The sequence below is a fragment of the Psychrobacter sp. NG25 genome, from assembly GCF_015234355.1.
Taxonomy (GTDB): Bacteria; Pseudomonadota; Gammaproteobacteria; order Pseudomonadales; family Moraxellaceae; genus Psychrobacter.
This window is the reverse complement of sequence record NZ_JADGMV010000002.1, coordinates 439,671-455,882: the sequence shown is the minus strand read 5'-3', so window position 1 is coordinate 455,882 and position 16,212 is coordinate 439,671. Positions and strand designations below refer to the sequence as shown.

Here is a 16,212-nt window from a genome sequence, read left to right as displayed (position 1 = left end):
ATAAATATTACTTACCTATAAATAATGATTAAAGGCAATTCTATGAGACATTCGTCTGATGGTTTATCTCATAAGCTGACAGATAATAGCGTGGTGTGCTTGATGGCGCCAACTGCGAGTGGCAAAACTGCATTGGCATATGAGCTATATGATACAGGGCGCTACGAGCTGATTTCAGTAGATTCAGCACTGATATATCGTGATATGACTATCGGTACAGCAAAGCCATCGGCTAGTGAGCTGGCACGTTATCCGCATCATCTGGTTGATATCATTGATCCGACACAGAGCTATAGTGTTGCGGAGTTTGTCGCAGATGTCGCTAGTTTGATTGATAACTGTCATAAGAATGGCAAGATACCGTTATTAGTGGGCGGTACCATGATGTATTACATGGCGCTACTTGATGGACTATCACCTGTACCTGATAGTGACGATAGCGTGCGTGCACGTGTGGAGCAGTGGCGGCAAGAGGAAGGTATTGAAGCTTTGTATGATTACCTTGGTCAAGTTGACCCGATAAGTCATGAGCGTCTTAATGCAACTGATACTCAGCGCATTACCCGAGCGATTGAAGTTTATCTGCAAACAAACATCCCAATCAGTGATTGGCAACGTCAGCCTAAACAAGCACTGGCACATAATCCCAATCAGCAGTGGCATGCATTGACAATTATGCCGGATCGTCCATGGCTGCATGCGCGTATTGCTCAGCGTCTAGATATAATGTGGGATGAAGGGCTGGTAGCTGAAGTGATTGGCTTACTTGAGCAGTATCAGTTGACACCTAATTTGCCTGCTATGCGCTGTGTTGGCTATAGACAAGTATTGGAGTATTTGGTACATATTAATCATCCGATATTTGAATTGCCGCATTTGGACAAAGCGCAGTTTTATGATGCTTTTGGAGGATATTCAGAATCAGTTGATGCACAAGTAATATCAAATAATGCTGTTGAGCTGTCAGCACAATCATTGCTCCACAGTGAAGAGACCGAGGCACTTGCTTGTCAGCAAATGCAAAATAAGGCATTATATGCTACAAGACAACTGGCAAAACGGCAGTACACTTGGTTGCGTAAAGTCATGCAATTGCCTCATGCTACGACAGAGGTGATAAAGATGCCGGATTTACCTAACGATGAGAATACCTCTATAGACACGGGTATGATTATAAAGACATTTACAACGATGGCGCAGGCAAGAGAGTATCTATACTAAAAATTGCTCGTATGAGTAGACTATCAGCTCAAAGGTAAGTTGCGCGCAAAGCGTAACGTACTGAAAATTTGGTATAGAAACAGACGCTACACAGCCATCAGAAAGTAGTGACAATTAGTTTCAAATTATAACGTAGATAACTGCTATAATTTAAATCTATGAAAGTAACGGCTTTAACACTACTTTCCTAATTGCTAGTTACTGATGCTTGTTGAAAATAATCATCAATGATACAAGTAGTTACTTAATTATTTACAATAATAATGTATTCACGATAAAGTGGAATCACTTGACAACAATTAGGGTTTATTTAGATACGTTTTATAAAGATAGCTTATTATTGTATCTACCTTCAGCCATTATAATTAAATCAACACTTAAAATAATTGGCGCTCAAAACATAACTATATAATATTTAGGAGAGATTTCATGTCAAAAGGACAAACTTTACAAGATCCGTTCTTGAATTCGCTGCGCAAAGATCGCATTCCTGTTTCTATTTTTTTGGTCAACGGCATCAAACTGCAAGGCCAAATTGAGTCATTTGATCAATATGTTGTTTTGCTTAAGAATACTGTGAGTCAAATGGTATACAAACATGCTATCTCAACCGTAGTGCCAGCTCGAAATCCTCGTAGTAGCACGACGACTGGCACTAGCACCCAACAACCTCAAAGCGCAGCGCCAACGGCTTATCAAGGTGGTGGTTTCGAGCGTGGCAGTAACCCTGCTAGTACGGGTGGCTTTGAAGAGCGTGGTTTTGCATCTAACCGTAGTGGTTTTAATCGTGGTGGGTTTAGCCAAGGCCAAGAGCGCGGATTTGAACGCGGTAGCTTTGGTCAAGGTCAAGAACGCGGATTTGAACGTGGTGGATTTGGTCAAGATCGTGGGTTTGAGAATCCAGCAGACAGTGCAGGATTTGAAGATAAGCCAAATGATGGATCTAATGATAACAACGGTTAAATATCTCAGTGCATTGCCTCAACTGTATCGTTAAGATATGACTTATTCGATTAAGACCTGCTACTATAGTGGGTTTTTTTTGTATAAATAAACACACAATAATGATTTAATAGGTAGTTCGTAATGGCTATCGATAGGTTTTGCCTGATGCTATTAACAGCCTAATATTATTAATATTAGTCATAGTGTAGTAAAATACCTGATTGATTCATTATAAAAATAGAGCGTTTTTATGGATAATACCCAAGCTAATTTGACCCATAAGCAATTTATCAGTAGAGCTATCGAAGCGATTAATACAGAAATATCTGCGCTAACATTATTGACAGAACAGATAGATGATAGATTCGCACAAGCTTGCGATACTATTTTGGCCTGTCAGGGTCGAGTAGTAGTGACCGGTATGGGTAAGTCAGGGCTGATTGGACGTAAAATCGCGGCAACATTTGCCTCTACTGGTACACCATCATTTTTTATGCATCCTGGTGAAGCGGGACATGGTGATTTGGGTATGCTGGTAAAAGGTGATGTGCTACTTGCTATCTCTAACTCTGGTGAGTCTGATGAAATTAAGATGCTACTGCCTGTTGTTAAACGTTTAAATATTCCATTGATTAGCATTAGCCGTGATAAGCGTGGCATGCTGCCTCGTGCCGCTGATATTGTCTTGACACTGGGTCAGTTTCAGGAAGCTTGTCCTCTTAATCTAGCACCTACCTCGAGTACCACAGCTACTTTGGCCCTTGGCGATGCACTGGCAGTTGCTTTGGTACATGCCCGTAACTTTACCTCAGAAGATTTTGCATTGTCGCATCCGGCAGGTGCACTAGGCCGCCAGCTGCTAACGCGAGTTGAAGATTTAATGCATACTCAGTCTGAGAATCTGCCACTTATTCATCAGAACGCTCCACTGCAAGAAGCTTTATTTACGATGTCTGCTGGGCGTTTAGGTATGACAGTGGTGACTGATGATAGTGATAAAGTCATTGGCGTGTTTACAGATGGTGACCTGCGTCGTGGCCTAGAAAAAGGCATTGATTTACAAACGCCGATGGGTGACGTAATGGTCAGCAATCCACGCCGTATTAGTAAATCTATGCGTGCCTCAGATGCGCTTAGCGTGATGAACGAAAACAGCATCAGTCAGTTGTTAATTATTGATGACGAAGATCGTTTAGAAGCGATTATTACGGTACATGACTTGTTGCAAGCTGGTGTAAAGTAAGCAGACTGGTATTATCGGTTTATCATAATAAAATCTAATAAGTAGCGTTAAGCAAGAGGTACATGATGCAAGACTTAATCAAAAAAGCTGGACAGGTAAAATTACTGGTAATGGATGTTGATGGCATCTTATCAAATGGTCAAATCATCTATGATGCCAATGGTATCGAGACCAAAGCATTTTCAGTTCATGATGGTGTTGGTGTTAAGTCTTTAGCGCGTTATGGCATCTTAACAGCTATTATTACTGGTCGTAGCAGCGCTATGGTTGATAAGCGTGCCCTAGAGATGGGTGTTGGCTATGTGGTACAAGGGCGTGACGATAAGCTGATTGCTTTGAATGAGCTACTATCAACACTTGATCCAGCGCTCAATATTACGGTAGCTGATTGTGCTTATATGGGTGATGATTTACCAGATATTAAAGCTATGCAAACGGTTGGGTTTTCTGCCACGGTCCCTAATGCACATGCGGAAGTAATCAATCGAAGCGATATGGTCACGACTCGTGCAGGTGGCACTGGCGCTGTACGTGAAATATGTGATCTCATCTTAAAGGGTCATGGACACTATCAAGACTTTATTGCGCACTATACGCTTGATGAAGTAAAAACTCAGGATGATTTGTCGTGAATACTCGTGTTTTAGTAATTATTGCATTAATTATTGCTGGTATTGCAGGTTGGTTTTTTCAGCAGCAGGGTGATGTTGCGCCACCAGTTAGTATGGCGCCCACTGATGTCGATTATGAGGCAACAGAAATTAAGGCGGTACAGACTAACGATGAAGGTGAGACTGAGTATGAGCTGACAGCTGAGTCCTTGACGCATAATCCAGAGACCAATTTGGACGAAATGTCAGGTATCATTATGAATTGGGAGCCGTCCGCTGAACAGCGCTATCGTATTGAAGCAGGTACGGCTGCTATCAGTCAAGAGACAGGTGAGCTTAGTCTATCAGGTGGCTTCTCACTTGTTAGTGAAGGCAACAAAGACGCGTCTGAGGTTGAGCCAATAAAAGTCACAGGTAGTACCCTTAAAGGTAATACTAAGTCAGGTAAAGTATATAGTGACGAGCCTGTTCAGGTTGTGCAAGGGATGAATCGTTTTGAAGCTTCTAGTATGACTGCCAATCTTGAAACAGGTGAGTATGAGTTTGGCCACGTCGCTGTTGCTTTTACCCCTTCTGAACGCCAAGATAAAGCATTGTTCTAATGATAACTGTGCTTATTGCTTATATTAAAAGACAGCAGCTAGCATAAAGTTTGCAAATTCTACTACCCATTATAAAACGAGTGATTTTATGAAATCTAAATTTTTGCCTACTTTGCGCTCAAATTCAAAAGTACATAGCTTGCGTCAACTGCGCAAGTTACCAATGGTCATGCTGCTAGCATTGCCACTTTACAGCCATGCACTACCATCAGATTCTAATCAAGAAATAAAACTGCTGGCTGACAAAGCGACTTATAGTGAGCGTACAGGGGTGACCAGTTACTCAGGCAATGTCAGTATCACTCAAGGTACGTTTAAGATGACAGCGGACAATATCACTGTCAACTTATCGCAGCAGCGTAGTATTAACTCAGCCGTAGCGACCGGACGTCCAGCGACTATGCAGCAGGTAGTGACTCAAGAAAAAGGCTTAGCAAAAGGCCAAGCCAGCAAGATCGATTATAATGCGGTTACCGGCATCATTACTTTAACAGGTAATGCCAAGTTGGTTCAGAATGGTGCAAGTTTTGCTGGTAATGTCATTCGTTATAGCCTAAAAGCAGGCGATGTTGAGGCAACTGCTGGTGGTAATCAGCGAGTAGAATTGGTATTTCCGCCCAGTAGTGGCAGCAGCCAAAGTGGCGTACGCTAAGACGTTAAATCGTCTATGTACCAATATACTAACCAGCCTGCACCAGTGCTTAGATTCTTCAACAGTATGAGTAAGTTATGAGTGATAGTAAAAATATAGACTCTCCAGCCACGGGTAATAATATAGTACCTGCTGAGCGATTATCGATGCAAAATCTAGGTAAGCGCTATGGTAAACGTTGGGTCGTAAAAGATGTCTCGTTCTCTGTTGAACAAGGACAAGTCGTTGGGTTGTTAGGACCCAACGGTGCAGGTAAGACGACTAGTTTTTATATGGTGGTGGGTCTGGTTAACATGGATAAAGGCCGTGTGACGTTAGGAAAAATGGACCTATCTAAGTATGCGATGCATGAGCGTGCTCGTGCAGGTATTGGCTATTTACCGCAAGAAGCCTCTATTTTCCGTAAATTGTCTATCGAAGACAATATTCTGGCTATTTTGCAAACTCGTAAAGAGTTAAGTAAAAGTGAACAAAAGCAAGAGCTTGAAAAGTTAATCGGTGAATTTCATTTAGAGCATGTGCGGAAATCTTTGGGAATGAGTGTGTCAGGTGGTGAGCGTCGTCGCTGTGAAATTGCACGCGCATTGGCAGCTGACCCAAAATTTATCTTACTAGATGAGCCTTTTGCAGGCGTTGATCCTATCTCTGTTGGTGATATTAAAGACGTTATTCTGTCCCTAAAAAATCGTGGTATTGGGGTTTTAATTACGGATCATAATGTACGCGATACATTGGCCATTTGTGAAAAGGCTTATATCGTTTCAGAGGGCGCCATCATTGCGGAAGGTACTTCGGCTGAAGTCTTAGACAATGAGCTAGTGAAATCCGTCTATTTAGGTAAGGATTTTCAGGTATAAATTGATACCTTTTCATATATACCACGCTAATATTTAAGCTGGCTGCTAGAATTAAAAGGTTTAATGATTTATTTCAGCCAGTTACTACTATAGCTACTTTTCTTATTTCTAGAACATCATTTTATAGTTGAATTTATATTGATTTGACTATATTTGATGCCATCACCCCTATCGCGCATAGTCCGTCATGATTACAACTGATTGGTCTCAAAGTCATTCTTAAGCTAATACTTATATATAGACTAGCACTCATACAAGTGCCACGATATTTTCTCAGTTATTTTTGATTGAACACCTGAATAAGGCTCATAAATTATGGCAAAAAATAAGAGCAGCTATGTCTGTCAGCATTGCGGTGCGCATTTTGGCAAGTGGGCAGGGCAGTGTACCGATTGTGGCGAGTGGAATAGCTTGGTTGAAGCACCTAATGTCAGCATGCCACATCATAATAAAAGTACAGCCAAGCCTAATGCCAGTCGTGCCGCTTCTCGTAGTACTGGCGCACCTGCGGGTAATTATTCAGGTACGCATAGTGCGGTCATGCCACTCAACGCAGTCAGCGTAACGTTAGACACGCGTCTACCGACGGGCATTGGTGAGTTCGATCGAGTGCTGGGTGGTGGATTGGTCGCTGGTTCTGTAGTACTGATAGGCGGCGACCCTGGTATTGGTAAGTCGACTATTCTATTGCAAACGGCGACTAATATGGCACGTGCTGACTCATTAGCAGGTAGTGCACTGTATGTGACAGGTGAAGAGTCACTTGCGCAGGTAGCCATGCGCGCCAAACGTTTGGATTTGCCTGCAGATAGGCTACGCGTACTTGCTGAAACCAATGTAGAGACAATTTGCGCGGCTTTAACGCAAGAGCAGCCAGCCATTGCCATTATTGACTCTATACAAACTATTTATACAGATGCGATCAATTCTGCGCCGGGCGGTGTCAGTCAGATTAGAGAGTCTGCAGCTATTTTGACCCGCTATGCTAAGCAAACGGGCACCGCACTATTCTTAGTGGGTCATGTGACGAAAGAGGGCACACTAGCAGGACCCCGTGTACTTGAGCATATGGTTGATACGGTGTTGTACTTCGAAGGTCAGTCAGACTCTAAATTTCGCATGATTCGTGCCGTCAAAAACCGTTTCGGTGCGGTTAATGAGTTAGGTATTTTTGGTATGACTGACATGGGTCTTAAAGAAGTTGCCAATCCATCAGCGATATTTTTGAGTCGTTATGACAAACCTGTGGCTGGTTCTGTTGTCATGGTCAGCCGCGAAGGTACAAGACCTCTATTGGTAGAAGTACAGGCCTTAGTTGATGATTCGCAAGGTTCACCTAGACGGATGGCGTTGGGGTTGGACTTTCAGCGTCTATCCATGTTGCTAGCTGTCATGCACCGTCATGGTGGTATTCATACCAGTGGGCAAGATGTATATGTCAATGTGGTCGGCGGAGTCAAAGTCATAGAGACAGGGTCTGATTTAGCAGTATTGTTGGCCTGTGCCTCAAGCATTAAGGAACGGGCATTGCCATCTTCATTGGCGGTCTTTGGTGAGGTAGGACTCTCTGGTGAAATTCGCCCTGTACCTAATGGGCAAGAGCGTCTAAAAGAAGCGATGAAACATGGATTCAAGCATGCCATCATTCCAAAGGCGAATGCGCCTGCTAAGAATGCGCCTCAGTTTAAAGGTATTAATGTCATTGCTGTAGAGCGGCTTGATGATGCGATTGAAAGCGCATTTGAATTGTAAGGTCTTATATCTTCAATATAGCCAATTTGAGCTAAATAAAAAAGCGCCTAACTCATCATGGTTAGGCGCTTTTTATTGTTTGATATATCTATCAGATTTTGACGTATTTTTTAGATAAAGTCTGGGGCAGAACTATTGTGGTAGAACTATGGTCCTGAAACACGCTCAATAGAAACGTTGCCAACCCCTTTGTTCGTAATACCTAGGCTTTTAGCAGCGCCATAAGATAAATCTAATACACGGTTGCCATGGAATGGACCACGGTCATTCACTTTTACCACGACGCTTTTACCGTTTGTCTTATTGGTGACTTTAATATAACAGTTCAATGGTAATGAGCGATGGGCAGCCGTCAATGCATTCATATCAAATGTTTCGCCACTGGCTGTTTTACGACCATGGAATTTACGACCATACCAAGAAGCGAGACCAGTCTGCTTAAATTTGCTGACTGAATTAGAGGCGACAGCTGTCAGACGCTCTAGTACATCTTCATCATTGCTTACTTGGGTCGTGTCATTAGCCAACAGCGAACTGCTAAGCGCTAATGAAGTAGGTTGACGTGCTGACTTAACCAAACTTGATGCACCATCATGTTGACGGCTAAGCTCACCAAGCACACGATCGATATGGGAGGCGTTATCTTGTGAAATCATCGCAAGGGAGGTTTTTGATTCTACAGCATTTGCATTAGTAACGGCTGCAGAGCCAGCAAACAATACTGCTGAGACGGTAAGTAAACCAGATAAACGCTTGTTCATAGATACCTCTATAACGTGTACATTAAAACCTAACTCTAATCATATTAGATAGAGTGTCACAGTATCTGTTCAACTTAACTGTGTCATACACTCTGAAGCCGCATTATTCATCTGATTTTTATGTAATAGTTAATACCAGATAGGGCTTTTATAGATCTTAATATAGGGTGATTTTTCATCATCATAAGTCGGTTACAGTTACTTAACTGAAGGTACTTATGACACGCTCAAATGATAGTCAACGATACCCGTAAAACACATTAATCAAATAGGAAAGTTAAGTACTAAACCTATTACTTAATAAATGTCTTTACGTATAACTTTGTGGCTAAACCGTTAATTAAGTAGTGTATTTGAAAGCTCAAAATCTACAAGCTGCTTACTATACGGCTGGGCTACAACTAGAATATAATTGAATGAAAACTTTTTTAGTAGCTCTGTACGGGTTATGTATCAAAGTACATTTGAACGAGGTTAACGCAATTATTTGTAAAAAACAAGGATTAAAATCTATCATTACTATTTATAGAGGTGTATTTTTCGAGAAAAGAATTAAAGATAAAGTTGGTGTTTATATGATATATATCAACTATTTATAAGTGTTTTTTATGACGTGTATGAGTGCTTTTGTGAAGGCCATTATATTTTCTATTGAAATAGTCAGATACTAGAAATCATTAGTTGGGTCTAATATCTGATTGTTTAATATTCATGCTCAGTTGTTTTCAAATTCACTGCTGTCTAAATCCACCACTTTAATCCGTTAATTTAATAGTCAAAAGATAACTGGGAAGAGTGACATTCTATTTTATTCCTCCCAGTTATCTTTAAGTGTTTTTTGACAAATCAGTGTTAACCTGATTTATGGGTGTGGATAGACATTAGCAGCCCAAAGCCTGCCATGAGAGTTACGATAGCAGTACCACCATAGCTGATAAAAGGTAGAGGGACACCAACCACAGGTAAAATACCACCAACCATGCCGACATTGACGAATACATAAACAAAGAAAGACATCGCAATAGCACCTGCTAACAATCTGCTATAGGCATCAGGGTGGGTAAAGGCAATGTACAAGGCGCGCATGAGGATACAAGAGTAAATAAACATCAATAGCAATACACCTAGCAAGCCAAATTCTTCAGAAAAAGCCGCAATAATAAAATCCGTATGACCCTCTGGTAAGAAGTGTAGGTGCGACTGCGTACCCTCTAAGTAGCCTTTTCCTGTGAGGCCACCAGACCCAATAGCGGTTTTGGATTGAATAATATTCCAACCAGCCCCTTGAACATCGGCTTCAGGGTTTAGCAATGTCATGACGCGTGTTCGCTGATAGTCGTGCAATAGAAAGTTCCAAGCGAAGGCGATAAGAGGTACTGCTAGAATGGCTGCTGCTGAAATCAGTCGCCAAGATAGACCTGCTAAGAACAACACAAAAATACCGCTGGCTGCTACCAATATCGAAGTACCAAGGTCAGGCTCTTTTGCAATCAATAAGACAGGTACTATGATTAACCCTAACGTGATAGCGATACTGGAAGCGGATGGTGGCAACTCACGTTTGGACAGAAACCAAGCACACATCATCGGCATGCCCAGTCTCATAAATTCTGATGGCTGAACACTACCAAACCCAGGTAGGTTAATCCACCGCTGAGCACCCATACGTACTTCGCCGATGATATCAACTAGCACCAACAGTATGAGCCCAAGCACATAAAATATGGGCGTAAAGGTACGATAAATACTAGGAGGTATCTGCGCCATAATAATCATGACGGTAAACGCCACACCATAGCTGATCATCTGGCGTATGACCATATTAACGTCTTGGGCTGCAGCACTGTATAAAATCGTCAAACCAATGCAGCAAACCGTTAATAAAAGCAGGGTTAGCCATGGGTCGATATGAATACGCTGCCATAGCGTTGGTGCATGACCTTGGCCGAAATGATGGCTCTGACGTGAAAAACGATATTGCGGATTAGAAGACATAGGCAAAGTGAGTCTGGCAATTGGTGTAAAAGAAAAGTTTTATCTAATGATATAGATTCAGAGAGAACAGGATGTTATTTACTAGTGCAATGTTGCGTAAAAAGTAACACCTAAGCAATAAAGTCACATAATTATAAAAATTATGAGGATAAGTGTTAATTACGAATATCACACCTCTGATTGGAAGCGATAGTTTAGCCTGCTTGCTGAAAATTTGATAGTATCGATAAAACGTTTTTAGCGGTAGTCTCTTGCGATGATCAATATAACAGCCCGAAACTATAGGCATATTCAGCAGCCTATGATTGCATTACTTGTGTGTGCCAGCAGTATATCTGCCCATGCTGCGCTTACCAGTGATAATAGTGAACGTCGAATACAAGTACGTCAAGGTAGCAATGTCTACATTGAACCTTCCACAAATGGCTCAATTCACAGCCCTGGTATTACGATGCTGAGTGGCGACAATGTTACCAATGGCGATAGTATGCAGGGATTGATTGCTCAAAAACAGCGTGATTTTAATTTGGATGCCCGTCTATCTATCGAAGAAAACAAACGTGTCAATATTAACCGGCGTCCTACTTATGGCACGGAGCACAATCATGAAGGACAGGACGCAGCAAACAATGATTACAATGACGCCGTTAGTATGGACTTTAACGTATGGCTGAATAACAACAGTTACCGTGCCAAACAAGTGGCAGAGTATCAACGCTATCTCAGCTCGCAAGTGGGCTCAAAAAACGTACCACCACTATCACAGTTATTGACTACTGCTCGTAGCTGGAGTAAATGTGGCTATGAGCCTTATCAGTTGCCACCGCAAGAATTATGGGCAAACATTGTACCGACGTTACGTCTGTATAGTGAGCTCAAGCAGCAGGGCATCTTGCCTGCAAGTAGTGAAATACGTTCGGTATATCGTAGTCCCGGCCTCAATGATTGTGCAGGCGGTGCTGACAGCAGCAAGCACATGAATGCTAGTGCTATGGACATCTGGGTGCCAGAATATGAATATAACCCATGGCAGCGTAGCACGATGCAGGATGGATTATGTCAATTTTGGCAATATCAGGGAAGTGGGCATAATTTTGGTTTAGGGTTATATGCGACAGGCGCTATTCATTTAGATACTGATGGCTATCGTAAGTGGGGGTTCAACCATGCGAGTAGTGGCTCGCCCTGTCGCTATTAGGATTGCTTATCAGTGAGTAGATTATCAGCTATGAGATGGTTCAAAAGTAAGAAATAAACGCATAAGTCATAAATTTTTTTGGTATTAACGAATATGTTGATAGACTATATTCGTATAACTAAAAGTACCACTTATTTGACCTCTTGATTGAGTCGCTAGACAGCTTGCAAAGCTCGCCTATCAATCTTAGTAATTCCATACTTTTGCAAGTAATTTATTATAAGTAGAATTTATGAAAAAGCAGTACTCAGCAAAAAATAATAATACCTATAAACCAACCAAAACATTCTTGCAGTCAAATAACAAGCACATTGTTTTATTTGGTTCAGTCATATTCTCGATTTTATTTATCAGTGCTTGCAGTCCAGATTCTATTTTTGAAGACAGTATGCCAATGACCGAGGCGACTGCTAACAATGCTGATAAAACCTTGCAAGAAGCGCAAGAGATTGAAGACAATATTCGAAACTCTTATGCTCGATTGGCTTCACAACGTTCAGATGTCTGTCCAAAACTGATACAAGAGGATGTAGGCAGTCAGGTCGTTGAGCGTACTGCAGAAGTTATGGTAAATGATTATTGTGATTATTTTCTATATCCACAAGAAGGTCAAAATATTTCTGTTAAAGTTAACAATCGTCAAATCGAAGCATTATTAATAGTCCCTACGTTATATAACTTTGCCAATGGTGATTATCAAGTAAGCTCTTACGACAAGCACGTGATTCGACTGGCTTACAATGGGGCAGACTATAAACCTGAAAATTTTATTTATGACGTTGCCGTAACGATTGCCAATTAAATATGTCCTTAACTGTCTTTGTTGCTAAAGATAAACGTCAAGAGCGATGCTATTTCTGGCATCGCTCTTAAATTAAATAATTACTTTTTAGACTTCTTATCTTTCCAAGGGTCATCTTGGCCGACAGTGACAATTAAAAAATCATCAGGCTTTAGCGTGTCACGCATTGTTTGATTGACCTCCGATAGCTTTACTTGGTCAATACGATTGACGTAATTAGTCAGATAATTGTCTTGTAACTGATAGAAATTCATCATACCAAGTAAACCATTGATCCCCGCATTACTCGCAAATCCCATTGGAAAACTATTCTTAAGACCATCTGTTGTCAGTTGCATCTCGCTACTGGTAATACCCTCATCTAAAGTATCATTGATAACCTCTAAACTGGCGTCAATGGCAGCACGAGCTTTATCATTACGAGTCGAAAATCCAATCTGATAAGGACCTTTTGCAAGCATTGGGTTCATAGATCCTGATATGCCATAGGTGTAGCCAAGATTTTGTCTGATTTCAGTCATCAGCCGTGCATTAAAATCTCCACCAGCCATGACTTCGTTGCCGACAGCAAAGTTTGTTTGCTGCTGCTGATCTTTTGTATTGGTAGCGCGTTTGCTGCCCAACTGGCCCATCAGTACGGTAGTTTGGGTGCTTGGAAATGGAATATGAATGTGTTTTGCTTGGCTTAGTGATTTTGGCTCAGGCAATTCAGGTGCTACCTGACCTGTCGGTAGCTCGGCGGTGATATCTTCAGCCAATTTTTTCGCTTGTACTAAGGTTAGGTTTCCTGTCATAGCAAGCGAGGCATTAGCTGCAACTAAATAACGATTTTTAAAATCTATCAGCTGTTGTTTGCCGATATTAGGGACGCTTTCAAGCGTACCAGCGGATGGGTGAGCATAGGGGTGCTCTCCGTATAGCGCCTGATCAAAAGCAATGCTAGCAAGGCTGTTTGGATCTTGTTTTTGCTGCTGCAAACCGACCAACAATCGTGCTTTATTGCGCGCTAAGATAGCATCGTCAAAAGCAGGTTCACTGAGCATCTGTGTCATTAAATCAATGGCAGGCAGTAGATGCTTATCATCAGACAAGCTCCGCAATGAGACGATAAACATGTCTTTATAGGCACTGCTATCTAGGTTTATACCCAATGTTTCAACTGCTTGTGTGAATTTATTTTCGTCCAAGCTTTTAGAGCCTTGAGTCAGCATGGTGGCTGTCATATTAGCAATACCAAATCCATCTTTTTGGATACTGCCATCACGTGCGCTACCCGCATTAAAACGTAAATCGACATCGACAATTGGCAATGTTGTTGTTTGTACAAAGCGTACAGGTACACCCGATTCGGTTTTGAACTGCTGAATTGTCGGTACGGTGACGGTCAAAGGTTTGGCGTCATTTAAGCTCGTCAATTTCGATAGTGCTGCAATAGGTGCGCTCGTATCTACGGCAGCCGCTGAGCCACGATATTCTTCAGTAGCCGCTGAGTCCGCTTGTGCGGGTATCGTCAATATCGTCATACCGAACAATACGCCTATGCCTAGATGAGAGAGCTTTTTAGAGGCGGTGTTTAATCGTTGCATTGGCATTCGTGCATGATTTAGAGGGTTTTTTCGTATCTGTAATAAGTCATTATTTTGAGTCATGGTTTTCTTCTTATTAATAGTAACGTCTTTATGATCGGCGCAATTACCACACCATTATTTTTTTGTGTTTACTTGATCTTTAGGCGGGATAACATGCATGACCGTTAAGTTGTCTTTTACTAAGTATTTTTTACTGGCGGTTTGTATATCAGTGATCGAGATGCCATCAAGTTTGGCGGGTAGCTCGGCAAGCAGTCTATCATCCAGTCCAATGGACTGTAATGAGCCAATCATACGTGCCTGACCTTCCATACTATCTTGTGCGTAGACAAGTCCTGTCACCGTGTTGGTTTTGGCACGGCTGATTTCATCGGCGGCAATTGGATCAGTTTTTAGCTTCTCTATCTCAGTCATGATGGCTTGCTGCGCTTGCTCTAAGCTCACGCCTTCACGTGGAGTTGCTTGAATCAGGAACAGACCATCGCCGCGATCGAGCAAATCATAAGACGTTCCTACTGTGGTCAGTAGCCCTTGCTCACGTATCAGTCGACTCTCAAGGCGAGCGGACAAGCCACCATCTAATACATCTTGGGCCAGTGAGAGCGCATACGCTTGTTTTTCATTATTTTTATCTGCTGTGACGAGGCTAGGTACGTTATAGCCCATTAATAAAACCGGTACTTGTACGGCTTGCTCGGAATCGACTTTCTGATAGCCACGAAAACCTTTTTGGCTGACAGTAGGGCGTTTCGGTAAAGCGCTTGGCGTTAGCTCACCGAAGTATCGTTTGGCCTGAGCCAACACGTCTTGAGGGTCGACATCACCGACGATGACTAAGGTTGCATTGTTTGGCGCGTACCATTTTTGATACCAGTCTTTGAGTTCTGGTAGTGTGATTGATTCAATCTCGCTCATAGGGCCGATAACGGATTCACCTTTTGGACTATCAGGCAATGCGAGTAAACGAAATGACTCGTATGCTTTTGCCAATGGATTGTCATCGGTACGTTGACGGCGCTCTTCCATGACAACTTGGTGCTCTTTAACAAACTCTTTTTCATTGAACAGCAGGTTTTTCATGCGATCTGCTTCTAGCTCAAGCGCTAGAGTGAACCGATTGGCAGGGAACAGCTCGTAATAACCCGTATAGTCGTAGCTCGTAAAGGCATTATTGACGCCGCCAAACTTGGCAATTAAGCGTTCATAATCATCACTTGATACATCTGTAGTGCCTTTAAACATCATATGCTCAAGTAAGTGAGAGATACCGCCCTTGTTAATAGGTTCATCAGTTGAACCTACGCGATACCAAATCTGAGACATGACCACTGGTGCACGATGGTCTTCTTTTATCACTATTTTCAGACCGTTCTCTAACTGATACTCATGTCGACCTGACATGTCTATGGTTAATGATGATGACTGATTGTCATTGGTTGTTTGGTTTTGACCCGCTTTATCTTGGTTTAATATGCTCGGAGTTGCTGGAATTTGAGCGGTAGACAATGGCTTTGGATCGATAGCATTGGTTTGGCAAGCAGCAAGGGTCGTCATCATTGCGATGGAACAAGCAATGCGTAAAGCGGTTTTAGGTAGTGGTAAAGACAATATCATGATGTGTTCTACTCATATAAAATGATAGCTTGTAAACTGATGATTGATAAATCAAACAATATATTAGGACAGGTTCACTATTCAGCTATGGTATAGACAGACAGTGGCTATTGTTTAGACGATTTAACGTTAGAAAAGCACTGATAATTTGTGAATGTCTAATAGGCTTTAGTTGTCGTGATAAAGTGCTATAGAGAAGTATGTGCACCGACCATAACAGTAGCAGTTGGCTTAATATCATGTGTGGTGTTACAGCCTGTTGTTGCTAGTGTGACGGTCGCTATCAGCATTACGGTACTGATACTGATTATTTTCTGTGCATGTTTTTTATAAGTGTTAGATAGTGATGACATAGGTAACTCCTAAAAGG

The 16,212-nt window shown here is 41.9% G+C and carries 15 protein-coding genes; 10 read left to right on the top strand and 5 right to left on the bottom strand.

Annotated elements, in window-relative coordinates:
* The first annotated feature begins 42 nt into the window (after positions 1-42).
* The 8 genes from miaA (at position 43) to radA (ending at position 7,883) form a co-directional block, all read left to right on the top strand.
* Positions 43-1,221, top strand: coding sequence for a tRNA (adenosine(37)-N6)-dimethylallyltransferase MiaA (miaA, locus tag IPZ60_RS04600; RefSeq protein WP_194196674.1), 1,179 nt, complete (start codon positions 43-45; stop codon positions 1,219-1,221).
* A gap of 429 nt (positions 1,222-1,650) precedes the next feature.
* Positions 1,651-2,184: an RNA chaperone Hfq gene (gene hfq, locus IPZ60_RS04595; protein WP_194196673.1), complete on the top strand. Its 534-nt coding sequence runs from the start codon at positions 1,651-1,653 to the stop codon at positions 2,182-2,184.
* A 232-nt stretch (positions 2,185-2,416) separates the two neighbouring features.
* Positions 2,417-3,409, top strand: a complete 993-nt coding sequence (locus IPZ60_RS04590) for an SIS domain-containing protein (protein ID WP_194196672.1) — start codon at positions 2,417-2,419, stop codon at positions 3,407-3,409.
* 65 nt (positions 3,410-3,474) lie between these two features.
* The gene (locus tag IPZ60_RS04585; RefSeq protein WP_194196830.1) at positions 3,475-4,041 is read left to right on the top strand and encodes an HAD family hydrolase; all 567 of its coding nucleotides are present in this window, start codon (positions 3,475-3,477) and stop codon (positions 4,039-4,041) included.
* Positions 4,038-4,622 carry an LPS export ABC transporter periplasmic protein LptC gene (gene lptC / locus IPZ60_RS04580; protein WP_194196671.1) on the top strand — a complete coding sequence of 195 codons (585 nt, stop codon included), beginning with the start codon at positions 4,038-4,040 and terminating at the stop codon, positions 4,620-4,622. The genes IPZ60_RS04585 and lptC overlap by 4 nt, the downstream gene beginning before the upstream one ends.
* 163 nt (positions 4,623-4,785) lie before the next feature.
* Positions 4,786-5,274, top strand: coding sequence for a lipopolysaccharide transport periplasmic protein LptA (gene lptA, locus IPZ60_RS04575; protein WP_227669241.1), 489 nt, complete (start codon positions 4,786-4,788; stop codon positions 5,272-5,274).
* Between the two features lie 77 nt (positions 5,275-5,351).
* Positions 5,352-6,131 (top strand): LPS export ABC transporter ATP-binding protein, encoded by a 780-nt coding sequence (lptB, locus tag IPZ60_RS04570; protein ID WP_194196669.1) that lies wholly within the window; start codon positions 5,352-5,354, stop codon positions 6,129-6,131.
* A gap of 315 nt (positions 6,132-6,446) precedes the next feature.
* Positions 6,447-7,883, top strand: a complete 1,437-nt coding sequence (gene radA, locus IPZ60_RS04565) for a DNA repair protein RadA (RefSeq protein WP_110923779.1) — start codon at positions 6,447-6,449, stop codon at positions 7,881-7,883.
* A gap of 146 nt (positions 7,884-8,029) precedes the next feature.
* Here radA and IPZ60_RS04560 read toward each other — a convergent pair whose 3' ends face one another.
* Together IPZ60_RS04560 and rodA are read right to left on the bottom strand one after the other, a co-directional pair.
* On the bottom strand, positions 8,030-8,644 hold the full coding sequence (locus IPZ60_RS04560; protein WP_194196668.1) for a septal ring lytic transglycosylase RlpA family protein: 615 nt from the start codon (positions 8,642-8,644) through the stop codon (positions 8,030-8,032).
* An 852-nt stretch (positions 8,645-9,496) separates the two neighbouring features.
* Positions 9,497-10,639: a rod shape-determining protein RodA gene (rodA, locus tag IPZ60_RS04555; RefSeq protein WP_194196667.1), complete on the bottom strand. Its 1,143-nt coding sequence runs from the start codon at positions 10,637-10,639 to the stop codon at positions 9,497-9,499.
* Positions 10,640-10,940: 301 nt separating this feature from the next.
* Between rodA and IPZ60_RS04550 the strand changes: the two genes are divergently transcribed.
* On the top strand, positions 10,941-11,837 hold the full coding sequence (locus IPZ60_RS04550; protein ID WP_227669221.1) for a D-Ala-D-Ala carboxypeptidase family metallohydrolase: 897 nt from the start codon (positions 10,941-10,943) through the stop codon (positions 11,835-11,837).
* A 232-nt stretch (positions 11,838-12,069) separates the two neighbouring features.
* Positions 12,070-12,639: a hypothetical protein gene (locus IPZ60_RS04545; RefSeq protein WP_194196665.1), complete on the top strand. Its 570-nt coding sequence runs from the start codon at positions 12,070-12,072 to the stop codon at positions 12,637-12,639.
* An 80-nt stretch (positions 12,640-12,719) separates the two neighbouring features.
* On the opposite strand, the gene IPZ60_RS04540 is transcribed toward IPZ60_RS04545, so the two are convergent.
* From IPZ60_RS04540 to IPZ60_RS04530, 3 genes are all read right to left on the bottom strand, one after another.
* Positions 12,720-14,288, bottom strand: a complete 1,569-nt coding sequence (locus IPZ60_RS04540; RefSeq protein WP_194196664.1) for a pitrilysin family protein — start codon at positions 14,286-14,288, stop codon at positions 12,720-12,722.
* 54 nt (positions 14,289-14,342) lie between these two features.
* The gene (locus IPZ60_RS04535; protein ID WP_370463017.1) at positions 14,343-15,842 is read right to left on the bottom strand and encodes a M16 family metallopeptidase; all 1,500 of its coding nucleotides are present in this window, start codon (positions 15,840-15,842) and stop codon (positions 14,343-14,345) included.
* Positions 15,843-16,030: 188 nt separating this feature from the next.
* The gene (locus tag IPZ60_RS04530) at positions 16,031-16,195 is read right to left on the bottom strand and encodes a hypothetical protein (RefSeq protein ID WP_194196663.1); all 165 of its coding nucleotides are present in this window, start codon (positions 16,193-16,195) and stop codon (positions 16,031-16,033) included.
* Positions 16,196-16,212 lie beyond the last annotated feature (17 nt).